This is a genomic window from Micromonospora sp. NPDC051924, from assembly GCF_055586005.1.
On sequence record NZ_JBVJJA010000054.1, the window covers coordinates 1 to 26262 of the forward strand.

22 protein-coding genes are annotated in these 26262 nt (G+C 70.3%); 9 read left to right on the forward strand and 13 right to left on the reverse strand.

The annotated features are described in order from the left end of the window. Positions 1-402: 402 nt before the first annotated feature. Positions 403-768, reverse strand: a complete 366-nt coding sequence (locus ACZ6S5_RS29920; protein WP_466005572.1) for an STAS domain-containing protein — start codon at positions 766-768, stop codon at positions 403-405. Between the two features lie 177 nt (positions 769-945). Here ACZ6S5_RS29920 and ACZ6S5_RS29925 point away from each other — a divergent pair, with 177 nt between their 5' ends. Next, positions 946-1701 (forward strand): GAF and ANTAR domain-containing protein, encoded by a 756-nt coding sequence (locus ACZ6S5_RS29925; RefSeq protein WP_466005573.1) that lies wholly within the window; start codon positions 946-948, stop codon positions 1699-1701. A gap of 21 nt (positions 1702-1722) precedes the next feature. Here ACZ6S5_RS29925 and ACZ6S5_RS29930 read toward each other — a convergent pair whose 3' ends face one another. Further along, positions 1723-2130 carry an MFS transporter gene (locus tag ACZ6S5_RS29930; RefSeq protein WP_466005574.1) on the reverse strand — a complete coding sequence of 136 codons (408 nt, stop codon included), beginning with the start codon at positions 2128-2130 and terminating at the stop codon, positions 1723-1725. A 149-nt stretch (positions 2131-2279) separates the two neighbouring features. After that, positions 2280-3836, reverse strand: a complete 1557-nt coding sequence (locus ACZ6S5_RS29935) for a DUF3180 domain-containing protein (protein WP_466005575.1) — start codon at positions 3834-3836, stop codon at positions 2280-2282. 83 nt (positions 3837-3919) lie between these two features. On the opposite strand from ACZ6S5_RS29935, the gene ACZ6S5_RS29940 reads away from it, so the two are divergent. Next, entirely contained in the window at positions 3920-5440 is a 1521-nt protein-coding gene (locus ACZ6S5_RS29940) for a metallophosphoesterase family protein (protein ID WP_466005576.1), read from the forward strand. A 326-nt stretch (positions 5441-5766) separates the two neighbouring features. On the opposite strand, the gene ACZ6S5_RS29945 is transcribed toward ACZ6S5_RS29940, so the two are convergent. Together ACZ6S5_RS29945 and ACZ6S5_RS29950 are read right to left on the reverse strand one after the other, a co-directional pair. After that, positions 5767-6489: a response regulator gene (locus ACZ6S5_RS29945; RefSeq protein ID WP_466005577.1), complete on the reverse strand. Its 723-nt coding sequence runs from the start codon at positions 6487-6489 to the stop codon at positions 5767-5769. Continuing rightward, positions 6486-7367, reverse strand: a complete 882-nt coding sequence (locus ACZ6S5_RS29950; RefSeq protein ID WP_466005578.1) for a sensor histidine kinase — start codon at positions 7365-7367, stop codon at positions 6486-6488. Before ACZ6S5_RS29950 ends, ACZ6S5_RS29945 begins: the two co-directional genes overlap by 4 nt. Positions 7368-7442: 75 nt before the next feature. Between ACZ6S5_RS29950 and ACZ6S5_RS29955 the strand changes: the two genes are divergently transcribed. Together ACZ6S5_RS29955 and ACZ6S5_RS29960 are read left to right on the forward strand one after the other, a co-directional pair. Then, entirely contained in the window at positions 7443-8135 is a 693-nt protein-coding gene (locus ACZ6S5_RS29955; RefSeq protein ID WP_466005579.1) for an ABC transporter ATP-binding protein, read from the forward strand. After that, the gene (locus ACZ6S5_RS29960; protein ID WP_466005580.1) at positions 8132-10501 is read left to right on the forward strand and encodes an FtsX-like permease family protein; all 2370 of its coding nucleotides are present in this window, start codon (positions 8132-8134) and stop codon (positions 10499-10501) included. Before ACZ6S5_RS29955 ends, ACZ6S5_RS29960 begins: the two co-directional genes overlap by 4 nt. A gap of 500 nt (positions 10502-11001) precedes the next feature. On the opposite strand, the gene ACZ6S5_RS29965 is transcribed toward ACZ6S5_RS29960, so the two are convergent. Further along, positions 11002-11595: a hypothetical protein gene (locus ACZ6S5_RS29965; protein ID WP_466005581.1), complete on the reverse strand. Its 594-nt coding sequence runs from the start codon at positions 11593-11595 to the stop codon at positions 11002-11004. A 105-nt stretch (positions 11596-11700) separates the two neighbouring features. Further along, on the reverse strand, positions 11701-13095 hold the full coding sequence (locus ACZ6S5_RS29970; RefSeq protein WP_466005582.1) for a short-chain fatty acyl-CoA regulator family protein: 1395 nt from the start codon (positions 13093-13095) through the stop codon (positions 11701-11703). A gap of 227 nt (positions 13096-13322) precedes the next feature. Here ACZ6S5_RS29970 and aceA point away from each other — a divergent pair, with 227 nt between their 5' ends. Together aceA and aceB are read left to right on the forward strand one after the other, a co-directional pair. After that, complete coding sequence (gene aceA / locus ACZ6S5_RS29975; protein WP_466005583.1) at positions 13323-14594, forward strand: isocitrate lyase; 1272 nt, start codon at positions 13323-13325, stop codon at positions 14592-14594. Beyond that, positions 14591-16201 (forward strand): malate synthase A, encoded by a 1611-nt coding sequence (gene aceB, locus ACZ6S5_RS29980; protein ID WP_466005584.1) that lies wholly within the window; start codon positions 14591-14593, stop codon positions 16199-16201. The genes aceA and aceB overlap by 4 nt, the downstream gene beginning before the upstream one ends. Positions 16202-16479: 278 nt before the next feature. On the opposite strand, the gene ACZ6S5_RS29985 is transcribed toward aceB, so the two are convergent. Then, positions 16480-16932 carry a hypothetical protein gene (locus ACZ6S5_RS29985; protein ID WP_466005585.1) on the reverse strand — a complete coding sequence of 151 codons (453 nt, stop codon included), beginning with the start codon at positions 16930-16932 and terminating at the stop codon, positions 16480-16482. 319 nt (positions 16933-17251) lie between these two features. On the opposite strand from ACZ6S5_RS29985, the gene ACZ6S5_RS29990 reads away from it, so the two are divergent. Then, the gene (locus ACZ6S5_RS29990) at positions 17252-18475 is read left to right on the forward strand and encodes a glycoside hydrolase family 3 N-terminal domain-containing protein (RefSeq protein ID WP_466005586.1); all 1224 of its coding nucleotides are present in this window, start codon (positions 17252-17254) and stop codon (positions 18473-18475) included. 75 nt (positions 18476-18550) lie between these two features. Here the strand turns inward: ACZ6S5_RS29990 and ACZ6S5_RS29995 are convergent, their stop codons facing one another. From ACZ6S5_RS29995 to ACZ6S5_RS30005, 3 genes are all read right to left on the reverse strand, one after another. Next, a complete protein-coding gene (locus tag ACZ6S5_RS29995; protein WP_466005587.1) occupies positions 18551-20185 on the reverse strand; it encodes an FAD-binding oxidoreductase in 1635 nt (544 codons plus the stop codon). 335 nt (positions 20186-20520) lie between these two features. Next, complete coding sequence (locus tag ACZ6S5_RS30000; protein WP_466005588.1) at positions 20521-21018, reverse strand: YcxB family protein; 498 nt, start codon at positions 21016-21018, stop codon at positions 20521-20523. Between the two features lie 281 nt (positions 21019-21299). After that, entirely contained in the window at positions 21300-21758 is a 459-nt protein-coding gene (locus tag ACZ6S5_RS30005) for an Lrp/AsnC family transcriptional regulator (protein ID WP_466005589.1), read from the reverse strand. Between the two features lie 93 nt (positions 21759-21851). On the opposite strand from ACZ6S5_RS30005, the gene ACZ6S5_RS30010 reads away from it, so the two are divergent. Further along, positions 21852-22703: an LLM class flavin-dependent oxidoreductase gene (locus tag ACZ6S5_RS30010; protein WP_466005590.1), complete on the forward strand. Its 852-nt coding sequence runs from the start codon at positions 21852-21854 to the stop codon at positions 22701-22703. Continuing rightward, positions 22700-23125: a nucleoside deaminase gene (locus tag ACZ6S5_RS30015; protein ID WP_466005591.1), complete on the forward strand. Its 426-nt coding sequence runs from the start codon at positions 22700-22702 to the stop codon at positions 23123-23125. Before ACZ6S5_RS30010 ends, ACZ6S5_RS30015 begins: the two co-directional genes overlap by 4 nt. A 283-nt stretch (positions 23126-23408) precedes the next feature. Here the strand turns inward: ACZ6S5_RS30015 and ACZ6S5_RS30020 are convergent, their stop codons facing one another. Together ACZ6S5_RS30020 and ACZ6S5_RS30025 are read right to left on the reverse strand one after the other, a co-directional pair. Further along, a complete protein-coding gene (locus tag ACZ6S5_RS30020) occupies positions 23409-24899 on the reverse strand; it encodes a CoA-acylating methylmalonate-semialdehyde dehydrogenase (RefSeq protein ID WP_466005592.1) in 1491 nt (496 codons plus the stop codon). Further along, positions 24896-26200, reverse strand: a complete 1305-nt coding sequence (locus tag ACZ6S5_RS30025; protein WP_466005593.1) for an aspartate aminotransferase family protein — start codon at positions 26198-26200, stop codon at positions 24896-24898. The genes ACZ6S5_RS30020 and ACZ6S5_RS30025 overlap by 4 nt, the downstream gene beginning before the upstream one ends. Positions 26201-26262 lie beyond the last annotated feature (62 nt).

Consider the following 26262-nt stretch of genomic DNA (forward strand, 5'->3'; position numbering starts at 1 on the left):
CGCACCTACAAGGCCACCACCAACATCGACGTCGTCACCAACGAACCTTGACAGGCCAGCCACCGGCCTAACTGAACGGCGTTGTGGCTAGTCCGCGGCCAGGCAGTGTTTCAGCAGTGGAGACAGGGAGGTTCCTGGTACGCCGCAGCTGACTGCTCGTCACGTCCCGCCTGGCTACCGGACCGCCCACCACGCCTGTTGCCGCACGCCCGTCCGTGCAGGTCCGCCGCAAATCCAGGTGGTGTGGAACAGCGGCGTCGCGGAGATCCTCGGCCACGACGGCGCCGTCCTCGAACCGGTCCCGTGACGGTCGTTCAACCGGGTTTGACGCGGATCAGGTGCGGGGTAGATGCCACCGCGTCAACAACGGCGACGGCTCACGGAGCTGAGGGAGAAGGCAGGTCAGTCAGTGGTGAACTCGCAGCCCAGGCCGACCATGTCGAGGACGGCGACCGTAATCCGGGACGGCCTGCGCAGCACCATGGTGCGCCCGGATGCGACGACCCGTCGGCGGACCGTCAACAGCGCCGTGACCCCGGCGGCAGAGAAGAAGCTGACCCCGCTGAGGTCGAGCACCAGCACGGGGGGCGGCTGGCTCGCCATCAGGCTGTCGACAACATCCACCAGCCGGCCCACGGTGTCCATGTCGAGCGGCCCGGTGACCTCCACCACGATCGCCGAGCCGTCCAGGGCGACCGCGAGGGACAGGAGTGGCTCTCGGGTGGTGGCGTCCGGCGGCTGGAAGCAAGGTGCGTGATGCACGGACATGAACCGCTCCTCGGTGAGGAGATCAGGGGACCGGGTCTGCGCCGGTGCCCGCCGTCAGCGGGCGGCACTGGTCCTGGGCTCATGTCCGAACCCACCCCGACCCTAACCGGCTCCCGCCGGATCCGCACCTACCCGTCCCCGGCAACCGGTCGCGAATTCCCCGTTCAGGAGGTAACGGTGGTGTCCCCCGCTGCTGATTTCCCTCTGGCCTCGGCGTACAGCCAGTTGCTGGCCCTGCTCGCCGATTCGCTCCACGTCGACGTGTTCCTCGACCACGTCGTCAAGGTCGCGGCGGAGGTCATCTCCCCCGCCGTGGCCTGCGGGCTGACCATGCGCCGGGACGGCGGTGAGTTCACCGTCGCCAGCAGCGACGACCTCGCCGCCAGGGCCGACGAGATCCAGTACGGGGCCGACGAGGGACCGTGCCTCGAGGCCCTGCGCCGGGAACGGGTCGTCGAGGTCGTCGATCTGCGCGAGGACCGACGCTGGCCGAGGTATCGGGAACACGCACTCCGGTTGGGCATCGTCAGCTCGCTGTCGCTGCCGATGACGGTCGATGGCGAGACAGTCGGGGCGTTGAACCTCTACGCCACCCAGCCCGCCGCCTTCACCGAAACGGCACGCCGGCACGCCCTGGCGTTCACCGACCAGGCGACGGCGGCGCTGACCGTCATCCTGCGCCAGGCCGACCAGTCGCTGCTGCACCAGCAGCTCACCGACGCGATGGCCTCCCGCAGCATCATCGATCAGGCCCTCGGGGTGCTGATGGGCCAACAGCGGTGCACCGCCCAGGAGGCGTTCGCCCTGCTCCGCCAGGCGTCCCAGCACCGTAACCGCAAGCTGCGCGACGTCGCTGCACAGATCATCAAGCAGATCAGCGGCGAGGATCCCCCACCGGCTCCCGAATTCGCGGCACCGCGCCCGCCGTCATGATCAGCGATGGACTCCGTTGCCCTAATCGGCTTCTGCTCCAACAGCCGCCCCGCGGCCGCGAAGAACACCCTGGTCAGTCGGCTGGCGATCCCGCGTCCGTGCTGCTCTCGCGGGTTGGGCAACGGAGCAGCGCGGTGCCGGCCGACCCGCCCACCTGCTGCTGGTGTTGAGAGTCGCCGAGGCCGCCCCCTGCTCGTGCGGGGCGACGCGGCTGGTCGCCGTGGAGATGGCCGCCATCAAGGTGACGCCGATGCCGAGGCCCATCATGCAGATGCCGGGCAGGACGTGGCTGAGGTAGGTGCCGTCGACGTCCATGGGGGCCAGGAAGGCCAAGCCGCCGGCGGCCAGCGTCAGACCGGGCATGATCAGCGCCCGGGGCGGCACCTTCTGCAGCAGCCGCGCCGAGATCTGCGTGGAACCGATGATCATGCAGGCAACCGGGTATGTCGCCGGGGGCCGACGCTGTCGACGGCCATCACGTTGATCTAGTGTGCCGGGGGCTGCGTACCGCGCTGGCCGCGCCGCGTGATGTCGGCAGGCACGGCGAATGCCGTCGCCGGCATCGCCGGGAACGAAGTTCAGACGCCGGGGCCGTGCGGTGGGCGTACCGGTGAGGGAATGCGGAATGTGCGCTCCAGCTGAAGGGCAGCGATCACCAGGACCACCGACGAGGCCAGGCCACCCGCTACGACGACGGCAGCGGCGGTTGGCGGCTGGGTGAGCGAGGCCGGTCCGAAGGCCAGCCAGAGCACCGAGCCGCCGTAGATGCCGAGGAATATCCCGGCCAGATAGGCCGAAGCCTTGGCCAGCAGGACCAGCCGCGCCATCGTGGAAGGTGTGGGCCAGGCCGACGTAGGCCCGGCCATCCGGTCTCGCACGGCGGCGGCCAGATAGGCCTCGATCCCGCCCGCGATGGGCAAGAGAAACCACGGCAGATCGGGGACCGCCGAGGCGCCCTGCAGAAGAGTCAGGGTCAGCGCGGCGGACGGTACCGCCACGATCCACAGCGATCGTGCACGGGTCGGGCCCCACCGCCGAACCGCCGGCTCGGGCTGGACAGCCGACGCGTCCAGCTGCTGACGCACGACGACCGCAATGTCGCCCAACGCGCTCGCGAAGCGCGCCCACGGCAGGAACTGGAATCCCATGAGCAGCAAGGTGATCGCAGCGCCAAGGCCGAGGCCGGCCAGGAAGACGTTCGACTGGCCGAGCTGCTCGCCGCGTTTGCTGACCAAGCTCACGCGGACGGCCAGCGTATCGGTCGAGCCCTCCGTACGCCACGTCAGCGCCTCGGGATCGGCGGTCGGCGGGAAGACATAATCGATCCGGCTGTCGGGCGGCAGTTGTGCCGTCAGGGAGACCGACTCGTAAGGGCCGGCTTGATACAGGGCGAGGCTCTCGGTGGTGGCCACGATCCGCTCGCGATCGTCGTTCTGAGTACGCTCCAGCCGGCCGTCCGCCGACAGAGCGCGTAAGGCCACCGGCAGCACGGCCGGAAACGCGTGACTGATCCGGCTCCGGTCGATGTCAGTGAAACCGGGACCGGCGTACCAGCCCGAGATGCGGACCACGAGAACCTGGCGGTCGAAGGTGTACCAGGGAACCGGCGGGCCGCTGACGGGTGTCATGGCCGGGACCGGTCCCGGCGGCGCAGCGGCGATCGTGACGACCTGGATCCGCTCGCCGGACGGACCCGCGATGTCCCGCTCGTCGAACCACTGGCCTTGGTGCCAATCCTCGCCATCGGTGCGGACCGGTGCCGCCAAAGCGATCCGCCGCACTCCGGTGAACTCGAACGCCACCGTCGGCGGCTCGGTCTGGGGCCGGTTCAGCGTCAGCCGCGCCTGGATGCTGAACCGCGTTCCGTCCGAATCAGCGGGTCCGAACTGGACGGCGACTTCGCTAGCCGCTGGCAGGACCGACGAGACCATTTGTACGGCCCCCAGATCCGCGGCCGATGCGGGAGCCTGGTAAACCGGCGTGGTCCCGCCGCGATACAGCTGCCAGGAGATGATTCCCAGAATCAGCGCGGCCAGCAGGGATGCCGCCGATCCCACGGTCGACACCGCCGACCGGTCGACGGTCCGCGTACCCCGCACCATCGCTATGCGCCGGCGGCGGGTGAGCCGAGTCATCGCGGCGGGCTCACTCCCCGGTGCGGTCTGGCGGATCGATGCGGGCAGTGTACCGGCGGTCCAGCTTCCGCAACAATGCTCGCGTGGCCTCCCCCTTGGTGCATGCGATAGGGGCCGGCATCGTCCGGCTCGTCCTCCTGACCCGCCGGCTCGCCAACGCCACCGCCGCACGGGTACGCCGTCTGGCGGCGGCCGTCCGGCCAGGCCCGTCCCGGCGACGTACGGCAGTGGGAGTTCTCGTTGTCGCCGTATTCGGTGTCGTCGCTGGACTCCAGCTCGGCGGAAGCGTCACCGAACCTATCGGCCCTGGCGAGGTGACGATGTCGGCGCGGCTGGGCTTCGACGGCCACAGCGAGATCGTCGTGCCACCGATTGGAAAGGTCATCGTCGACAGTCACGACAGCCCGCTGGTCATTCGAGCGACTCTCGACAACCTGGACTCCGCCCGGACCGAGCAGTTGGCGGTCAATCCCGATGCGGCCGTACGCATGGGCAACGCGATCGGGGGCGAGACGCGATCGGCGTTCACCGCGCTCGTCATCCGCGCGATCGTGGCGATGTTCCTCGGGGCGGTCGTTCTCGCGGCGGTCGTGTTCCGTCGTCGCCGCCGAGTTCTGCAGACTGCTGCGACCGCCGTCGTCTTGGTTATCGTCATCGCGGGCCTCACCGCAGCCACCTTCCGGCCCAAGAGCATTCTGGAGCCGCGATACGAGGGGCTCATGTCGAACCTGCCGGCGGTGATCGGGGACGGGCGCCGGATATCAGAGGATCTACAGTCCGTTCGCAAACAAGCGCAGCAGATCGTCGACACGCTGAACGCGGTCTACGAGACGCTGCATACGGTGCCCGAGACGGCGCCGTCCAACGCCGTCACCCGCGTCCTGCATGTCAGCGACATTCAGAGCAATCCCGCCACGTGGCAAGTGGTGACCGCGATAACTCAGCTGTTCAAAGTCGACCTCATCGTCGACACCGGCGACCTCACCCGCTGGGGAACGTTCATCGAGAACGGCATACTGGTCAACCGGATCGGGTCGCCCGGCGTGCCCTACGTCTTCGTGGCCGGGGACCAGGACTCCCAGGGCACCTTGAACGCCGTCGCTCAGGTCAAGCAGGCGGTGATCCTCCGCAACAGCGTGGAGACCGTCAAGGGCCTCGTGATCGCCGGCATCGGCAGCCCGGCCGCGTCCACCGGAGCGCCCGCTATCCGCGCCGAAACCACCCGCGCCGCCGGCGAACTGTCCAAGACCGTGGACGACTACAATCTGGCCAACCCGCACCCGGTAGACCTCATTCTGACGCACGAACCGGATGTCGGCGCGGCACTGGGCCACAGCGGTCCGGTAATTCTGGCTGGACACGAGCGCGTACGCCGAGTCATGCCGGTCGACGACGACACGTTGCTCATGGTCCAGGGGGCCACCGGCGGAAAGGGCGTCGCCGACGTACGCAACCCGCAGTCCGCCTTCGGCATGAGCGTGCTGTACTTCGACAAGGACGGCCGGATGATCGCCTACGACGACCTGACCGTCAGCGGATCGGACCGGTCCGACATCCACTTCCACCGAACGACTGTGGGGCCGAATCCGGCCACCGCTGGATGAAGCGTACTCGCTAGGCAAACGCGTGGCGGAACGCTCGATGGAAGGCCGACGCGGTCGACCTGACCCGCGAGTCGGTGACCCTTTATCCGAGGCAGGTCGTAGCACGTCATCCCGGCGGTCCCAGAGGTCCGCAGATGCCGGGTACCGGACACCCGCTGGACGACTTATCCGAGGGATGTAGCTGGGATCCTGTGGGAGCCGAGCAGCCCCGGCCGGCGAAGAACGCGCGCCGGTCGGGCGACCAGTGGCTGGGGCTGTTCCAGGCCGACAGGCCCGCCGACGGCAACCTTTCGGGCCATCGATCATATCGTCCACACACGTGGCGCTCAGGTGTCGCCAGGCGTGACGAGGCCGGTCTCGTAGGCCAGGACGACCGCCTGCGCACGGTCGCGGAGGGCGAGCTTGGCGAAGATCCGCGCCACGTGGGTCTTCACCGTCGCCTCGCTCAGGGTCAGCGCCCGGGCCAGTTCGGTGTTGGAGAGACCGCGGCCGACGAGCGTCAGCACTTCCAGTTCGCGGGGCGTCAGCGCGGCGAGATCCCGGTGGATGGCGCGCGTCGGTCCGTCGCCGGCCGATTGGTCCGCGCTGGCGAAGCGCTGGACGAGCCGCCGGGTGATCGAGGGCGCGAGAAGGGCGTCGCCGGTGTCGACGAGGCGCACCGCGGCGGCGAGGTGGTCCGCGGTGACGTCCTTGAGAAGGAATCCGCTCGCGCCGAGCGCCAAAGCAGCGTAGACGTACCGGTCGAGGTCGAACGTGGTGAGCATGAGCACCCGGCAACGGGGGCTGTGGTCCAGGATGCGTCGGGTTGCCTCGAGCCCGTCCATCATCGGCATGCGGATGTCCATGAGCACGACGTCGGGACGCAGCCGCCGCTCGGCCGCCACCGCCTCGACGCCGTCGGCGGCCTCGCCGACCACGTCGATACCGCGGGCGACCAGGATCAGCCGGAAGCCGGTACGGATCAGCTCCTGGTCGTCGGCGATGAGCACGCGGGGGGATGCCGGCGGCGTGGACCCGGGCGAGCTGGAAGGGTCGGGCTGCGCCTTCACGCGTGCTCCACCGGGATGCGGGCACGGACCCGGAACCCGCCGCCAAGCCGCCGGCGGGCGTCGAGATCGCCACCGTAGACCGCAACGCGCTGTCGCAGCCCCAGCAGTCCCCGCCCGGCGCCGTCTCCGCCGCGCGGTGCAGGCCGGTCGCCCGTCAGCACGCTGGGACCCGTGGTGAGCACCTCCACCCGCAGCGAGTGCCCGGCGTAGCGGATCGTCACCTCCGCCTTGCCTCCGACGCCGTGCTTCAGCGCATTCGTCAGCGCCTCCTGCACGATTCGGTACGCGGTAACGTCGATCCCGGACGGCAGCGGCCGCGGCTCACCGGAGATGCGCACCTCCACCGGCAGACCGGCGAACGCAATTCGGTCGATCAACGGACTGAGCCTGCTGAGACTGGGCTGCGGCGCCAGGTCGGCTCCGTCCGTGCCATCGTCGCCGTCCGCCGCGGGCGCCAGCAGGCCGAGCAGGTGCCGCAGTTCGGTCATCGTGGTCCGTCCGGCGCCTTCCACTGCCGACAGCGCTGCCGCGGCCTCGTCGGGCATGGCCGCGAGTACCTCGCGTGCGGCACCGGCCTGCACGATCATGAGGCTCACGTTGTGGCTGACGATGTCGTGCAGTTCCCGGGCGATGCGGGCACGTTCGGCGTCGACGGCGGTCCGGGCCACACTCTCCCGCTCCCGCTCGAGGAGCCAGCCTCGCTCCTCCAGTGCCCGGCGGTGCCGGCGTCGCGCGCGGACGAGTGTGACACCGAGCCATGCCGCGGTCGCGCAGGCGGCGACGAGCGCGCCGACCAGCCACACCGCCCCCGATCTCACCCAGGAAGTTTCGCAGACCCGGACCGGTGCCACATCATCCCCGGTATTCAGCCGGTACATCCCTGGGATGACAGCTCCGACGGGTTACATCCGGGGACCGACGACCGGCGTTACCCGCGGCCATAGCGTGCTGCCGTGACCACTGACACCTGCGTTGTGCGGCTGGACAACGTCCGCAAAGAGTACGGCGACACGACCGCCTTGGACGGCGTGTCACTCGAGATCCGTACCGGCGAGGCGGTGGCGGTGATGGGACCGTCAGGCTGCGGCAAGTCCACGATGCTGAACATGATCGCCGGGTTGGATCGGCCGACATCAGGGTCGGTGCGCGTCCACGACGCGGAGCTGAGCCGCCTGAACGAAACGAAGCTGGCGCTGTTCCGGCGGCACCGGATCGGCATGATCTTCCAGTTCTTCAACCTGCTTGACGACCTACCGGCGATAGACAACGTGACTCTCGCCGCCCAGCTGACCGGTACCAAGGCCGGCCCGGCACGCAAGCGGGCCATGGAACTGCTCGACGAGCTCGGCATCGCCGACCGGCGCAACGCGTATCCGGCGACCCTGAGCGGCGGCGAGCGCCAGCGCGTCGCGGTGGCCCGGGCCCTTATGAACCGTCCGGAGCTGCTGCTGGCCGACGAGCCGACCGGCGCCCTGGACAGCCGCTCCGGCGAGCAGGTGATGGATCTGCTGCTGGACCTCAACCAGATCGGGCAGACGCTGCTCATCGTCACTCACGACGAGCGACTCGCGACGCGGTGCGCGAGCCGCGTTGTCGAACTGGCCGACGGCCGGATCACCCGCGAACGCAGTCTGGAACGCGCATGAGTGCCGTGTGGCGGGCGTCGCGGTCCGCGGTCCGGCGACGCCGGGTGCAGACGTTCGTGATCGGCTTGGTCGTCCTGCTCTCCACCACGACGATCGTCGTGGCGCTGGCGCTACTCGAGGCGTCCTCGGCGCCGTTCGACCGCGCCTTCGCCAGGCAGCAGGGCCCACACGCGATCGCCGTGTACGACCCGGCCAAGGTCACCGATGCGCAGCTCACCGGCCAGCGAACCGGCGTGGCAGCCGCGGCGGGACCATTCGGGCAGATCACACTCGACCTCACCGACGGCGGCGGGCCGGGCCCACGGGGCCCGCTGACCGTCGTGGGCCGCGCCGACCCGGGCGGGCCGGTGGACCGCCTCAACCTCTGGCAGGGGCGTTGGCCGACGGCCCCCGGCGAGGTCGTCCTCAACCAGCCCGAACCCGGCGTCGACTCGAGCGGATTCCCGTCGGACAGCGGAGAGGTGACCCTCGGCGGCAAGCGGTACACCGTTGTCGGCCGGGCCCACAGTCTCAGCCAGACCGCCGACGCCTGGGTGTCACCGGAACAGATGACCGCGCTGCACCCCACGTCGGTTCAGATGCTCTACCGGTTCACCGGTGACGTGTCGACGAAGCCCGCGATCCACGCCGACCTGGCCGCCGTCACGGCCAGCCTGCCAGCGGGCGCGCTGATCGCCGCGCAGCCGTACCTCGTCGTCAAGGAGAAGGTCGGCTCGGACATCGGCGTGTACGTGCCGTTCCTCGCCACGTTCGGCATGCTCGGACTGATCGTCGCGGTCGTCATCGTGGGTAACGTGGTCAGCGGCGCGGTCGTCTCCAGCTTCCGGCACATCGGGATCCTCAAGGCGCTCGGGTTCACACCGCGCCAGGTTGTCGCCGTCTACCTCGTCATGGTCTCGGTTCCCGCCCTCATCGGCTGTGTCCTTGGCACCGTCGCCGGCACCCTGGCCGCCCAGCCGCTGCTGAGCGACGGGTTCGAGGGCCTCGGGCTCGACGTCGGCATCAACGTCGGCGTCTGGATCTGGGTCGCCGGGCTGGTCGGCGTGCCGGCACTCGTCGCCCTGGCGGCGTTCGTGCCCGCCTTCCGGGCGCACCGACTCTCGGCCGCCGAGGCGGTCAGCGCCGGCAGTTCCCCACGGGCCGGGCATGGGACGCGGATCCAGCGCTGGCTCGCCGGGGTCCGGCTGTCGCGTCCGGTCACCCTCGGGCTGGGCCTGCCGTTCGCGCGACCGGGTCGGACCGTCTTCACCGTCGTGGCCGTCCTGCTCGGCGTGACCACCGTTACGTTCGCGACCGGGTTGGCCGACACGCTGACCCGGATCTCCACGATCGAAGACCGAGCCTCGGGGCAGATCGGGGTCCGGCCGTCCGACGGCCGGACGCGGATCGCCGCCGAAGGTCAGGCTCCGCCGTCGGCGCCGACGGCCACCACCACTCTGACCGACGCGCAGGTCGAGCAGCTGCTGCGCGGGCTGCCGGACGTCGCCCGGGTGACTGCCATCTTCAAGCTGCCGGTCCCCACCATCGGGCAGACCCAGCCGCTGACCGTCAACTTCGTCCGCGGTGACTTCTCGTCGATGGGCTACCAGGACGAGCTCACCGCCGGACGGTGGATGACACGGGCGGACGAGACCGTCGCGCCGTCGGAACTCATGCGTGAGCGCGGACTGAACGTCGGGGACAAGCTCACCCTGGAGCTCGGCGGACGGCGGACGGTGCTGACCGTGGCCGGCGAGACGATGGACGGCGCACCCGGATCGCCCGGCATGTTCGTGGACTGGCGCGTCCTCACCGACCTCGCGCCGGACCGCGTCGTCAAACCAGATGAGGTGTACTACCAGGTCCAGCTCAAGCCCGCTGGCAACGTCGCGGCCTACGTCACCGCGGTCAAAGCGGCCGACCCGGCCATCGACGCGTGGGACACCTCCCAGCTCAGCGACTTCGCGGTGACCGTGATCGGCTTCTCGTCGGTGCTCTCGCTACTGCTGTCCACCGTCGCGGCCCTCGGTGTCTTCAACACCGTTGTGCTCAACGTCCGGGAACGCCGCCGCGACCTCGGCACGCTCAAGTCGATCGGGATGACGCCACGCCAGGTCGTCACGATGGTGATGACGTCGATGGCCGTCGTCGGTATAACCGGCGGTGCGCTAGGTATCCCCGTGGGGATCATCGCGCACCGGTACATCGTGCCGACCGCCGCTGACGCGGCCCAGGTCGCCATCCCACACTCGGTGCTGGAGGTGTGGCAGGCGCCGACACTCGCGCTCATGGCCCTCGCCGGCGTCGTGATCGCGCTTCTCGGTGCACTGGTCCCGGCCCGCGGCGCGGCCCGGCTCAGGATCGCCGAGGTGCTCCACAACGAGTGAGCCGTCGGGTCGGGGCCTCCGGAGGCGATACCGCAGGCCCCGAGCCGACAGAGTCGAGAGCAGGCCGTGCACTTTTCCGCCGCTGGCCGTGCGCATCGGACGGGACGCCGTCACTGACCCGTGCCTTGCCGGCCACGCGCCGAGAACACCGCGTCAGCCTCCCTTGGCGCCCGACCAACAAGAGGACTGAGCGCCGGCACACTCACCGCTGTGACGATCGACACGTTCGACGGGGCGAACACCGCGCAGACCGGCAGGCAGGGCCGCGCTTCTCCATGCCGGTCAGCACCTCCTGCTCGGCGAGCCGGTCAACCAGGGCGTTGACCTCCGCCGCATCGGGGCGCTGGTCCGACATGTCGGTCTGGTGGCTGCTTCAGCCGCCGCACGCCTGATTGGTGGTGATCCCGGTCACCTGCGCCGTCCGGCCATTGGCGGTCGCGCGTGGCGGGCGGCAGGGTCGAGGGTCGGCGTCGTCGCGCCAGCTCAGTCATCCCAGCAGGTCAGGAGCGTTCGTTGCCCGCCCACCGGCGTCCCCGCCCACCCCGTTCGGCCGCGCTGCCCGTCGCGATCGGAGCCCTCGCCGCCCTGCTGGTCGGCGGCGCGGGTCTCGGCTTCACGCTGATCGGACACGCCGACGCCGGCTCCGGCGGCACCCTGCCGGCGTGGGCCGCCGGCGCGCCGGACCTCACGGCGACGCCCAGTGCGGACGTCGTCCCCGGTCCGTCTCCCGCCGACGTCGCCCCATCGGCCGTTCCGGTGGCCCGGACCGAGTCGCTGCGCCAGCCGACCGCCGACACGACGACTCCGCGCACGGCGACCGGCACCCCGAAGCCGACGGCCACGAGCCCGGCCACCAGGCCACCGACCACGAAGCCGACGGTGCGTCCGACGCCCGGATCGACCGGCGCCCCCTCGTTGCCGCCGACCACCGCCACTCCCAGCCCGTCCGGCAGCCCCACCCCGGCCCCGACCACACCTGGGCCGACCCCGTCGGGCGGCACGCCGGGGCCGAGCAGCCCTGCGCCCAGCGACTCCGCGTCCACCGACCCGGCGTCGCCATCAGCAAGCCCCACCGGCACGACGACGCCGGTCACCTCCTGACGGTCGCCGCCGTCGGGGCAGGCCAGCGTCCACGGCCGAGCTGACCGACCCGGCGCCGGGCGGCACGTACCTCCGGCCCGCCCGGTGGCGGGCCCGACTCAGTGCTTCAAGGGGTACGGGATGAAGGTGCTCCGGTTCTCGTCCAGGTCGAGTCGCTGGCTGATCGGTGCGGCGGCCCGCTGCGGGCAGGTCATCCGTTCGCAGGTCTTGCAGCCGGGGCCGATCGGGGTGGCAGCGTCGGCCGCGTGCAGGTCCATGCCGGCGGAGTAGACCAGCCGGTTCGCGTGGCGGGTCTCGCAGCCCAGGCCGATCGCGTAGACCTTGCCGGGCTGGTTGTAGCCGCCGTGGTGGCGGGTGATGGTGCGAGCGATCCACAGGTAGCGTTGCCCGTCGGGCATCGCGGCGACCTGGACGACCACCCGGCCTGGTGAGCTGAACGCCTCGTAGACGTTCCACAGTGGGCAGGTGCCCCCGGTGTGGGAGAACGGGAAGCCGGTGGCGGACTGCCGTTTGGACATGTTGCCGGCCCGGTCGACCCGGACGAAGGAGAACGGCACGCCACGCGCGCGGGGGCGTTGCAGCGTGCTGAGCCGGTGGCACACCGTCTCCCACCCCATCGCGAAGTGCTGGGTGAGCAGGTCGATGTCGTACCGGCGCTGCTCAGCCGCAGCAAGGAACTGCTCGTAGGGCAGGATCAGCGCGGCGGCGAAGTAGTTCGCCAGACCGACCCGGGTGAGGATCTGAGTCTGGATGTCGTCGAACCGCTCCTCCTCCACGATCTCGTCGATGACGTCGGCGAACTCCAGCAGCGCGATCTGCGCCGCCATCCGCATGGCCTCCTGTCCGGCCCGTAGCGATGTCGAAAGGTGCAGGGTGCGGGTCTGCGGGCGGTAGCGGTGCAGTTCGTCGCCGAGCGATACGCCGTCGTCGCGGCGGACCTGGACGCCGTGCCGCTGGGCGAGCCGGTCCTGCAGTGCGGCTCGGACCTCGCCACGGCGCAGTCCGATGCTCGCGGCCAGCCGCTCCGCGGCCTCGTCCAGGTCCGGCAGGTAGTTCTGACGGCGGTAGAAGAACTCGGTCACCTGGTCGTGGGGGCTACGGCCGATCGTCTCGCGATCGCCGAGCAGCTCGGCGAGTTGCTCGTCCGCCTGCCGGTAGCGGCGGTGCAGGTCGATGACCGCCTCCGCGACCTCGGGCAGCCGGGTGGCGAGTTCGGTGAGGCCGGTGACGGCCACCCGCCCGGGGAGCGCCTCGCGTAACCCGGCGACCAGCCTCGGCGTGTCCCGCGGGGCGAAGACGGTGGGATCGACGCCGAACACCTCGGTGATGCGCATGAGCACGGGAACGGTCAGCGGTCGCGCATCGTGTTCGATCTGGTTGAGATAGCTGGGCGAGATGTTCAGTAGGCGGGCCAGGTGTGACTGGCTGAGAGCGCGGTCCTCGCGCATCCGGCGCAGTCGAGCGCCCGCGAAGGTCTTGGCGATCGTCCTCACCTCCCCAGCTGCTGGCTGGCGGCCCAACACCATTTGCAGGCTGCAAACATACCCGTTCACAACTTCGCAAAATGATGCGAGAAATTCCCAGATCTTGGCACTTTCCGCCTCTCGACCCCGCCGTGGACACCGTGTGACCGTTGGCGACACGCCGGACCGGCATCCGAGGGGCGCCGCCACGGATAGGCCGAAATGCCGGCGTCATCAACACCCGAGGGGACGACATGATGCAGAACGCCGTTGAGCAGTTGCGTACCGAGTGGGAAACCAGTCCGCGGTGGCAGGGGGTGCGGCGCAGCTACCGCGCGGAGGACGTGGTGCGGCTGCGTGGGGCGATCCAGGAGGAACACACCCTGGCCCGGCACGGGGCGGACCGGCTGTGGCAGCTGCTGCACAGCGAGGATTACATCCACGCTTTGGGCGCGCTCACCGGCAACCAGGCCGTGCAGATGGTTCGGGCCGGCCTCAAGGCGATCTACCTCTCCGGTTGGCAGGTGGCCGCGGACGCCAACCTCGCCGGGCACACCTACCCCGACCAGAGCCTCTACCCCGCCAACTCGGTGCCCGCGGTGGTGCGCCGGATCAACAACGCCCTGCTGCGCGCGGCCCAGATCACCACGGCCGAGGGAGGCACCCAGGGAACCGACTGGCTGGCGCCGATCGTCGCGGACGCCGAGGCCGGTTTCGGTGGCCCGCTCAACGCCTACGAGCTGATGACCGCGATGATCGCGGCCGGTGCGGCCGGGGTGCACTGGGAGGACCAGCTCGCCGCCGAGAAGAAGTGCGGCCACCTCGGCGGGAAGGTGCTCGTCCCCACCGGCCAGCACATCCGTACCCTCGAGGCGGCGCGGCTCGCCGCCGACGTCGCCGGCGTGCCGTCGGTGGTCATCGCCCGCACCGACGCGCAGGCCGCCACGCTGCTCACCACCGACGTGGACGAGCGGGACCGGCCGTTCGTCACCGGCGAGCGGACCGCCGAGGGCTTCTACCGGGTGCGTAACGGGGTCGAGCCGTGCATCGCCCGTGGCCTGGCCTACGCCCCGCACGCCGACCTGCTGTGGATGGAGACCAGCACCCCGGACCTGGAGGTCGCCCGCCGGTTCGCCGAGGCGATCAAGGACCAGTACCCGGAGCAGCTGCTCGCCTACAACTGCTCGCCGTCGTTCAACTGGCGCAAGCACCTCGATGACGCGACCATCGCCAAGTTCCAGCGGGAGCTCGGCCACATGGGCTACAAGTTCCAGTTCATCACGCTGGCCGGCTTCCACGCGCTCAACTACTCGATGTTCGACCTGGCGCGCGGCTACGCCATCGACGGCATGTCGGCCTACGTGGCGCTGCAAGAGCGGGAGTTCGCCGCCGAGGCGGGCGGCTACACCGCGGTCAAGCACCAGCGCGAGGTGGGTACCGGCTACTTCGACCTGATCAGCACGGTGCTCAACCCGGCCGCCGAGACCACCGCCCTGCGCGGCTCCACCGAGGAGGAGCAGTTCGCATGAGGTACGAGCTCATCGGCCCGATGGTCGACCGGTTCGACGAGGTCCTCACTGCCGAGGCGCTGGACTTCCTGGTCGCGCTGGACAGCGAGTTCGCCGCCCGCCGGGTGGCCCTGCTGGACACCCGCCGGGCCCGCCGCGACCGGTACGCCACCGGCCAGCTGCCCGACTTCCTTCCGGAGACCGCCGAAATCCGCGCCGATCCCACCTGGCGGGTGGCCCCGCCGGCACCCGGCCTGCTCGACCGGCGAGTCGAGATCACCGGCCCGACCGACCGCAAGATGACCGTCAACGCCCTCAACTCCGGGGCGAAGGTCTGGCTCGCCGACTTCGAGGACGCCACCGCCCCGACCTGGCACAACGTCATCAGCGGCCAGCTCAACCTGATCGACGCCCTGGATCGGCGGATCGACTTCACCGACCCGCGCGGCAAGCGGTACGCCCTCGGCGACGAGCTGGCCACGATCGTGGTCCGCCCGCGCGGTTGGCACCTCGTGGAGAAGGGCATCGCGGTGGACGGCCGGCCGATCTCAGCCAGTCTGGTCGACTTCGGGCTCTACCTTTACCACTGCGCTCGGCGGCAGCTCGACGCCGGCGCCGGGCCGTACTTCTACCTGCCGAAGCTGGAGAGCCACCGCGAGGCGCGGCTGTGGAACGAGATCTTCGTCTTCGCCCAGCGGTACCTGGGCCTGCCGCAGGGCACCATCCGGGCCACCACGCTGATCGAGACGATCACCGCCGCCTTCGAGATGGAGGAGATCCTGTACGAGTTGCGCGAGCACTCGGCGGGACTGAACGCCGGGCGGTGGGACTACATCTTCAGCGTGATCAAGAACCTCGGGCAGTGGTCGGACTTCGTCCTGCCGGATCGGTCCGAGGTCACCATGACGGTGCCGTTCATGCGCGCCTACACCGAGCTGCTGGTGCGGACCTGTCACCGGCGCGGCGCGCACGCGATCGGCGGGATGGCCGCGTTCATCCCCAGCCGGGACCCCGAGGTCAACGAGGTGGCCCTCGGCCGGGTGCGAGCGGACAAGCGGCGGGAGGCCGGCGACGGTTTCGACGGCTCGTGGGTCGCCCACCCGGGCCTGGTCGAGACGTGCCGGGAGGAGTTCGACGCGGTGTTGGGCGATCGCCCGAACCAGCTCGACCGGCTTCGTGAGGACGTCAGCGCCACCGCCGGCGACCTGCTCGCCGTCGACAAGACGCCGGGCCAGGTCACCGCCGCGGGGCTGCGGTCCAACATCGCGGTGGCACTGCGCTACATCGACGCCTGGCTCGGCGGTGTCGGCGCGGTGGCACTGTGGAACCTGATGGAGGACGCGGCCACCGCGGAGATCGCCCGCTGCCAGGTCTGGCAGTGGCTGCACCACGGCACTCCCCTGGCCGGCGGCGGGTGCGTCACCGACGACCTGGTCCGATCCGTCCTCGCCGAGGAGCTGGAAGCCCTGGTCGCGGGCCGGGAGGGCGCCGGCCGGGACCGGGCCGAGCGGGCCGCGCGAATCGTCGAGGACACCGCCTTCGGCGAGGACCTGCCGGCGTTCTTCACCACCGGCGCGTACGCCCAGCACCTCGGTCCGAACCGGAAGCCAGCCGTACCGGTCGGCTGACGGCGAACAGCGCCGCGCCGGAGCCGGGAAGACCCGACAGGACCTTCCCGGCTTCGGTCTGCGCCACCGAGCCCACGCCGGTTGCGTACGGTCGAGAGGTGGACGTGCTGCTGCGGTAAGTTTTCGGCGTCTGTCCCTGAATCGGTCGCCCTTATCATCGTCGAGCCAGCACATAGCCTTCGACTTCGGGGCGCCCGGCTACCGGCTCCGCGGGCACACCGACACGATCGCCGCGTGATCATTAGTGTCCACACGACACCTAATGATCAACTGGGGCCTCACCTGCTCGGACGCCACCGGAACCAGTAGCCGAGCCCTTCGACCCGGTAGTGGGCGCCGGCATCGAACCGCAGCTCGCCCCCAAGCAGGCGCGCGTCGTCCGGCACCTGACGGTACGGCGCCAGCAGCAGGTCCAGTTCGTCGTAACGGGCGTCGATCCCGCCCTGGCCAGGATGGCTCTCCGGCCCCACCGTCCCCGCCTCATAGCGCTCGTTCCACCTGGCGAAGATCGCCCACTGCTCGCGCTCCAGTTCCAGCGCAGCCGCGCTCGCGGGCCAGACGCGGTACTCGTCGGCTTCATCGGCGTGGTCGTAGTCGAGGCCCTGGAAGTAGTGGGGCTTGCCGTTGACGTCGGCGAGGCCAGCGCGAGGTCCGTCGTACCACTCCAACTCGGCGTACACACGCTCGAAGCCGTCCGCGACCAGCTGCTCTTCGTCCCAGGTCTCCGCCACGCGGGCAGGGTACCGACGAGCGGCCTCGGCATCCATGATCACGATCTACGGCTGGAGTACTGGTCACCGACGAATCTGCCGCACATACTGCTGATAGAGCCGCCGCACCGGGTCCGGTGCCACGGGGAGGCACCCATACCGGCAGGCGCGGCGCCGGCGATCGCCGCCGGTGTGGATGCACCGTTCATCGTCGCCGGCGGATGAGTTCGGAACACCACGGCCGGTCACCGTCGACTGATCGTCGGGGCCCGTCAGGCGCACCGGGATCGGTGCGGGCTACGCGGAGGTGACCATGCACCCAGCGGCGAAGGTTCGCACCGTGCTGGCGGCCGCGACGCTCGGCCTTGCCATGGTCGCCTGCCAGTCCTCGCACGCCCCCACACGCAGGCCGTCCGCCCCTGATACGGCACGCTCAATCTGGTCCGCGCCCAGTGGATCGGGCGGCGAACGGGTCGCGTCGCCGTCGACACCGACCGCGCCGCCGCCCACGGAGGCCCCGGGCACGTCACCCGCACCGGCGCCGACCAGGTCGGCCGGCCTGACCAGGTGGCAACTGGCCGGGCAGCGGATCATCTACTCCTACCCCGGGTTGACACCGCCGGCGAGCCTGTTGCGGATCATCCGCGCCGGTGAGGCCGCCGGAGTGATCTTCTTCGGGGAGAACATCGCCAGCACCGCCCAGATCAGCTCGGTGATCGCCCAGTTACGACGAGCCCAGGCGCAAAGCCCGGTCCATGTGCCGCTGCTGCTGATGGTCGACCAGGAGGGCGGCCTGATCCGGCGGCTGCCGGGGGCGCCCGCGCTGTCGGAGAAGCGGATCGGCCAGTCCGCCGATCCGGTGGCCTCGGCGGCCGCGGCGGGCACCGGAGCCGGCCGCACCCTCGCCGCGGTGGGCATGAACGTCAACCTCGCCCCGGTTCTCGACGTCTACTCCACCGCAGGCAACTTCATCGACCAGTACCAGCGCTCCTACAGCAAGAACCCCGACGCCGTCGCGTCTTTGGGCCGCGCGTTCATCACCGCCCAGCAGCGCACCGGCGTGGCCGCCACCGCCAAGCACTTCCCCGGACTGGGATCGGCGGCAACGGCGCAGAACACCGACACCCGAACGGTCACCCTGTCCCAGTCGCTGGCCACGTTGCGCGGCACCGACGAGTTCCCGTACTCCGCTGCCGTCGCCATCGGCGTCGACCTCGTCATGGTGTCCTGGGCCATCTACCCGGCACTGGACCCGAACCGCCCAGCCGGCCTGTCGCCGACAGTGGTGGGGCAGGAACTGCGCGGCCGCATCGGGTTCACCGGAGTGACCGTCACCGACGCCCTGGAAGCCGGTGCGTTGGCCCACTACGGCAGCACCGGCCAGCGCGCGGTCGCCGCCGCGACCGCCGGCATCGACCTCATCCTGTGCTCCGCCCGTGACGTCAGCCAGGGCGAAGCCGCCACCGCCGCCCTGGTCAACGCCCAGACCGAGGGGCAGCTCGACTCCGCCGGCTTCATCGCCGCAGCGGATCGGATCGCCGACCTGCGGGCCCGTCTCCACTGACCGTCTCGTGAGGCGGGCATCCGACGCGGCTCCGCTCGCCCGAACCGGCCCGTGAACGACCCGAGCACCCCCACGTCAGGCGTCGCGGGTCCGGCCCGAGTCACCCGGCGGATCGACGAGGACGCCGGGGTTGAGGATCCAGGACGGGTCGAGCGCGCTCTTGGCGGCGCGCAATGCGAGCGCAACCGGCTCCGGACGTTGCCGGTCGTACCACGGTCGGTGGTCGCGGCCGACGGCGTGGTGGTGGGTGATGCTGCCGCCGGCGGCGAGCAGAGCGTCGGAGACGGCATGCTTGATCTCGTCCCACTGGACGAGGGTGGCGCCCCAGCGGCCGGTGGCGTACACGCCGAAGTACGGGGCGGGGCCATCCGGGTACACATGGGTGAAGCGGCAGGTGACCACACCGGTCGCGGCGACGGCGCGGAGCGCGTCGCCGGCCGCGTCGAGCACGGCGGCGCGCAAGGCCGGGAATCGGTCCCAGGTGCAGGCTGTCTCGAACGTCTCCACGATCATCGACCGGGCGGCGAGCGCGTCGCGCTGGTACGGCATTCGCAGGAACGCCGACCGCCAGGCGTCGGCGGCGGTCCGCTGCCGTGGGCCCGACGAGTCGTCGCCGCGCGGCGGCTCGGGCAGGATTCCCCCGTGGTCGCGGCACAGCTGGAGTGCGCGGTCCAGCCACGGTGCGACCGGATGGTCGGCGGACTCGAATCCCAGGACGAGCACGCCGCCGGTGGTGGCGGCGCCGGCGTTGAGGAGCGCCTCGGCCGGGTCGAGCAGCCGGCAGTTGCTCGGGTGCAGCGCGGACTGGGCGATGGCCCGGGTGGCGGCGACCGCCTCGTCGTAGTCGATGAAGTGCACCGAGGCGCCCGCCCGCCAGCGCGGCCGCTTCTGCAGCCGCATCCACGCCTCGGTGATGACGCCGAGCGCGCCCTCCGAGCCGAGGAACAGCCGGTCCGGGGACGGCCCGGCGCCGGAGCCGGGCAGCCGGCGCGACTGGCTGGCGCCCGCCGGCGTGATCACCCGCAGCGACTCCACCAGGTCGTCGATGTGGGTCAGGACGGTGGCGTAGTGACCGCCGGCCCGGGTGGCCAACCAGCCGCCCAGGGTGGAGAACTCGAACGACTGCGGGAAGTGCCGCAGGGTGAGGTCCTGCCGCCGGAGCTGGTCCTCCAGCGCCGGGCCGAACACGCCGGCCTGGATGCGGGCCGCCCGGCTGGTCGGGTCCACCTCCAGCACCCGGTCGAGGCGCCCGAGATCGAGACTGACCGCTGCGGGGTACCCGTCGTCCAGCCGCGGCTCCACGCCGCCGACCACTGACGAGCCGCCGCCGTAGGGGATCACCGCGATGTCCCGGCCTGCGCACCAGTCCAGCACGTCGACGATGTCCTGCTCCGTCGCGGGCCGGACCACCAGGTCCGGTGGATTGTGGACGTCGCCGTGCAGGTTGCGGACGACGTCCCGGAATGCCTTGCCGTGGGTGTGCGCCGCCCGGTCGGCCGGGTCCCTCGAGCACAGCCGGGCGAGTGTTGCCGGCGGATCGATCCGCGGCGGGCGCAGGTCGAGCTCGGCCACCGGCGGCGCGGCGTGCTCGGTCAGGTCGGCGTCGGGCAGCAGGGTACGCACCCGGTCGACCAAGGCAGTGGCCTCCGCCCCGGTCACTGCGTCCTCGACGTGCCCCCAGCCCCACCACGAACGGTGTTTCCCGGCCATGCGGCCTCCCCGCCGTCCACCACCGCCAGATCGACTCGCCGGTAACGTACTCGACGACCGACACCCCGTCGATGCCGTCGTGCGGGTTCCTCGACTCGTGATCACTTCCCTGCGTTGGCGAAACGCGCGCTTTGTGCCGGCCCGGTGCGCCGAGAAGGTTACCCGGCACAGGCGGCCCTGCCGGCTCGGCTGGGCGTGTTCCAGCCTGCGGCGGTGAACGCCCAGAGGAGTGACAGCCAGCCCCTCGCGGCGAGGGGCCCCCTCATTCGGCACGTCCGGATGCAGGCCCCGCGATCCAATTACCTACCGTAATGGGCGCTCGGCGGCAGGTGAGTTCATCGGAGCTGGAGCAGCCCACGTTTGGCCATATAGGCCCGCAACGTCTCGGCGTCCTCGGGAGACATCAACCGGCGCGGGATCACGGTCGCCGGCATCCGGCCGACGTACACGATCCAGAACTCAGGGGTGTCCCTTACCTGGGCGACCCCGTCCCAGGCGATGCCGCCGGACTCCGAGCCGCTGCGCATCATGATGTTGTCGTCGGTGATGTCGTAGGCGCCCTCGACCGCGTAGCGGCTGGAGCGGCGCCGGGCGCGCCACCGCACCCACGGCGAGTACAGCATCGACAGCAGGCCACCCACGACCATCGCCATGCACAGCGACGAGACCCGGTCACCCCACGCGAACCCCCGCGAGACGGCGAAGCCGATCGCCCCGACCGACGCCAGCACCGCGCCGACATAGCCGTACCTGCGCAGCCGGACACTGCTGAGCGCAGCGGCCACACGGCCTGGGTAGGCGGGATCGGCCGGGACGTCAAAACGGATGTGCACGCCAGAACGATAGTGCCCCCACCCGCCTCGGGGCAGCGCCTGGCTCGCGCCCGCTCGCCGGATCGTCGGGGACCGCCCGTTGTCAGCGGTAGATTGACTGACACGGCCGCCTGTTGGGAGGACGAGGCGCGTGTTTGCGCCGCGTTGCGCGGTGCAGCGCCTCATCTGCGGCTCAGGCGCTGCCGGAGCCAGCGAGTACCGAAGCCTTCGACCTGCTCCGTTCGTTTGACAGACCCCGCCTCCGGTCGTTCCCGCGCCGCGGGGGGCGTTCGTACGCCGGGTCACGAGTGGGGCGGTGTCAGGCGCGGGCCGCGATAGGGCAGGGTGGCGCTGTAGACCACGTTGGTGGTGGTGCTGCCGAACCCAGCGAGTTCGTTGACGACCTGTTCGAGGTGTGCCATCGACGTTGCGGCCACCTTCAGTACGTAACAGTCGTCTCCGGTGGTGCGCAGGCACTCCAGGATCTCCGACCGTCGCTCCAGCAGTCGGTGCAGCGGTTCGTGCCGGCTGCCGGGGTACTTCAGCCGGACCACCGCGAGCACGGCGAAGCCCGCCTTGGGCAGGTCGACCTCGGCGCGGTATCCGCTGATCACACCGCTCGCCTCCAGCCGCCTCACCCGTTCGCTGGTGGCCGACGCGCTCAGCTGGACCCGGCGGCTGAGCTCGGTGATGGGCAGGCGGCCGTCGCCCTGCAACTCGGTCAGGATGGACCAATCGACGGCATCAAGATTCTCGGCCATGGGGCTAATCTACCGGCGGATTCACGGCGAACACCAGCAAAGGCCGGGAACATGGTGTTCCACCCCGGACCCGTCGTGGCTAGCCTGGTACCCGTGCAAATTGGTGTGAACGTACCGAACTTCGCCCCGGGTACCGACCCCGATGTGCTGCGACGGTGGGCGCAGACGGTCGAGGGCCTCGGCTTCGACCTGCTGATGGTCTCCGATCACATCGCGGTGACGCCGGACGTGGCCGAGAAGTACCCGGCGCCGTTCTATGAGCCGTTCACCACGCTGTCCTGGCTGGCCGGGGTGACCCGCCGGGTCCGGCTGGGCACCACGGTGCTCATCGTCCCGTACCGGCACCCGCTGCTCACCGCCCGGATGGCGGCGAACCTCAACCGGCTCAGCGGCGGCCGGCTCGTCCTCGGCGTCGGCGTCGGCTGGGCCCGGCAGGAGTTCGAGGCACTTGGCGTGCCGTTCCGGCGGCGCGGCGCGCTGACCGACGAGTACCTGCACGCTATGAGCGACGCCTGGCGCAACACCGACGACTACGACACGGCCGCGATCCCGATCTGGGTCGGCGGCAACAGCGACGCCGGCATGCGTCGCGCCGTGCTGCTCGGTGACGCCTGGCACCCGCTGCGGATCACGCCCGGATGGCTGGCGGACGCAGCCCGGCGGCTGAAGGCCACCGCCGATGAACTGGGCCGCCCGGTGCCCGCGTTGACGCCGCGCATCAAACTCCGCGAGACCCGAGAAGCGGTCACCGCCCCCGACCGGCTCGCCGGTGTCGGCACCATCGACCAGATCATCGCCGACATCGACCAGATCCGTCTGCTCGGCGCGGAGGCGGTGGTGCTCGACCCGTACAACGGCGACCTGACCGAGATCCGCCAGCCCGAGCGCGCCTGGCAGACTCTTGCGGCCGTGGCCGCATACCACAAATCCCAGGAGGACCGATGACCCACGACGACGAGAAGTTTCTCCGCCGTGCCGTGGAACTCGCCAGCAAGGCCGGGGCGTCCGGCGAACGGCCGTTCGGCTCGTTGCTGGTCGGTGCGGACGGCACCATCCTGATCGAGGACCACAACACTGTGGTCTCTGACTCGGACATCACCGCTCATCCGGAACTCAAGCTGGCCCGCTGGGCCGCTCGGGAACTCGCCCCCGACGTGGCCGCAGACACCACCATGTTCACCAGCTGCCAGCCCTGCCCGATGTGCGCGACCGCGATCGGCCGGTCCGGCCTCGGCCGGGTGGTGTACGCCCTGTCCGCCGAACAGTTCGAGGAGATCAAGCCGGCCACGCCGCCGCTGCCCCCGGTACGGTACGAGGGGCCGGCACTGTTCGACCAGGCACGCCAGCCGATCGACAACTATTACTAGAGCCCATTTGGCGGATCTTCTCGCTCTTGTTCTGGGCGATGGTGCCATGCCAGACGCCGCACGGGCATCCGCTCATCGACAGTTCAGGACATGCACAGGTGACCAGCGCGACCCAAGCACGCGTCAACCTGGTGTGGAGGTCGTGCGACGGGCACGGGCTCCCGGATCACCCGGCTGACGCTGTCATGCGCATATCCGCAGATGATCCCCGATGTGTCACGAACCGGTAATGGCCGTCGTCGAGACGCCTGCCACCTGTGCCGTGCGGCTCGGGTCCGGGTGCTCAGCTGTTCTGTGGGAAGCCGAGGTTCACTCCACCGTGGGAGGGGTCGAGCCACCGGCTGGTGACCACCTTGGATCTGACGAAGAAGTTCACTCCCTCCGGCCCGTACGCGTGCGCGTCACCGAACAGGGAGTCCTTCCACCCGCCGAAGGAGTAGTACGAAACCGGGACCGGGATCGGGACGTTCACTCCGACCATGCCGATCTCGATCTCGTTCTGGTAGCGCCGGGCTGCGCCGCCGTCGTTGGTGAAGATGGCGGTGCCGTTGCCGTAGCGGTTGGTGTTGACCACCTCGACGGCGTCGTCGTAGCTGGGCACGCGCAGCACCGAGAGCACCGGTCCGAAGATTTCGTCGGTGTAGATGGACATGTCGGTGTCGACGTGATCGAAGAGGGTCGGCCCGAGCCAGAAGCCGGCTCGCTCACCGTCGATCGGGTGGCTTCGCCCGTCGACCACCAGCTCTGCCCCCGCGGCCCGTCCGGCGTCCAGGTACGACACCACCCGGTCGCGGTGGGCGCCGGTGACCAGCGGCCCCATCTCGCAGCCCGGCCGACGGCCGTCGCCGACCTGGAGTGCGGCGATCCGCTCGCTGATCTTGCCGACCAGCGCGTCGCCGACCGGGTCGACGGCCACGACGACGGAGATGGCCATGCAGCGTTCGCCGGCCGAGCCGAAGCCGGCCGAGACGGCGGCGTCGGCGGCGAGGTCGAGGTCGGCGTCGGGCAGTACGACCATGTGGTTCTTCGCGCCGCCGAGCGCCTGCACACGCTTGCCGTTGCGGGTGCCGGTCTCGTAGACGTAGCGGGCGATCGGGGTGGAGCCGACGAAGGAGATCGCCTTCACCGCCGGGTGTTCGAGAATACGGTCGACTGCCTCCTTGTCGCCGTGCACGACGTTGAACACTCCGTCCGGTAGCCCGGCCTCGGCGAACAGTTCGGCGAGGAAGTTCGCCGCGGACGGGTCCTTCTCGCTCGGCTTGAGGACCACGCTGTTGCCGCACGCGATCGCGTTCGGCGCGAACCACAGCGGCACCATGGCGGGGAAGTTGAACGGGGTGATTACGCCGACCACGCCGAGCGGCTGCCGGATGGAGTACACGTCGACCTGGGTGGAGGCGTTTTCGCTGAACCCGCCCTTGAGCATCGGTGGGATGCCGCAGGCGAACTCCACGTTCTCCAGCCCGCGTTGGATCTCCCCCGCGGCGTCGGACAGCACCTTGCCGTGCTCGGCGGTGATGATCTTGGCCAGTTCGGGCCGGCGGGCGTTGAGCAGTTCCCGGAAGGCGAACATCACGTTTGACCGTTGGGCGAGGGAAGCCGTACGCCAGCGGGTGACGGCCTCGCCGGCGGCGGCGACGGCCTGGTCGACGACCGCGGCGGTCGCGAAGTCGACGTGCCCTGCGATCTGTCCGGTGGCGGGGTCGTAGATGTCGCCGGCGCGTTCGGCGACGCCGTTCCACGGCTTGCCGCCGATCCAATGGGTGGTCCTCATCGCTGCTGCACCTCCTTGGCCACGGCCTCGATCGACTGGGTGAGGATCTCAAGCGCCTCGTCCGCCTCGGCCCGGGTCAGCGTCATCGGTGGTGCCAGGCGGATGACGTTGCCGTACAGGCCGCCCTTGCCGACGAGCAGTCCACGTTCCCGGGATTCCTCCAGCAGTGCGGCGGCGGCCGCCGGGTGGGGCGCGCCATCGGGTCCGACGAGTTCCAGCGCGATCATCAGACCCTTGCCGCGGACGTCGCCGACCACGGGATACGCCTGCGCGACCGCACGGAGGCCGTCGAGCAGCCGGGCACCCAGGTCTGCGGCGTTGGCCTGGAGGTCGTGTTCCAGGAGATAGTTGAGCGAGGCCAGAGCGCCGGTGGTGGCGAGCGGGTTGCCGCCGAAGGTGGAGATCGAGTTCGCGCCGAGGCAGTCCATGAGGTCCGCCCGGGCGATGACTCCGCCGATCGCCAGGCCGTTGCCCAGGCCTTTGGCGAAGGTGATCGCGTCGGGTACGACGCCGTGCGCCTGGATGCCCCAGAAGTGCTCGCCGGTACGGCCCCAGCCGGTCTGCACCTCGTCGGAGACGAGGAGGATCCCGTACTCGTCGAGCACTTTCTTGAACTCGCCGAACAGCCCGTCCGGTGGGGTGGCGAAGCCGCCGACGCCCTGGATCGGTTCGACGATCATGCACGCGACGTCACCCGCGGTCGTCGTCTCGATGATCTCGCGCAGGTCGGCGATGCAGGCGCGGACGTAGTCCGCGTCGGACAGGTCCCGGAAAGGGCTGCGGTAGCGGTAGCCGCCGTGCACCCAGCTCACCTTGACGGGGCTGAGCGCGCTGGCCGACCAGCCGCGGATGCCGGTGATGCCGACGGTGGCGAACGCGCGGCCGTGGTAGGAGTTGCGCAGGGCGAGCACCTGCTCGCTGCGCCGGTGCTGGGTGGCGAGCATCAGCGCGGTCTCGTTCGCCTCGGTGCCCGAGTTGGTGAAGAACACCTTGGCGTCCGGGATCCCGGAGAGCTCCGCGATCTTCTCCGCGAGCTCGACCTGCGACTGGATCAGGTAGAGCGTGGAGGAGTGCAGCACGCCGGTGTCGATCTGCGACCGGACCGCGTCGCTGATCTCGGCCACGTCGTAGCCGATCGCGTTGGTGAGGATGCCGGCGAAGAAGTCGAGGTAGGTGCGTCCCTCCCGGTCGGTCACCCGGCGGCCGGAGGCGCTGGCGAACTCGATCGGCTGTTCGTAGTACAGCGCCAACCACTTCGGCATCACGGACCGGTGTCTGGTCAGCAGCTCGCGGTGCGCCATCGCGTCCTCCGTATCTCCGCCGGTAGGCCGAGTGTGGCGGCATTCGTTGTCCAACCGCTATG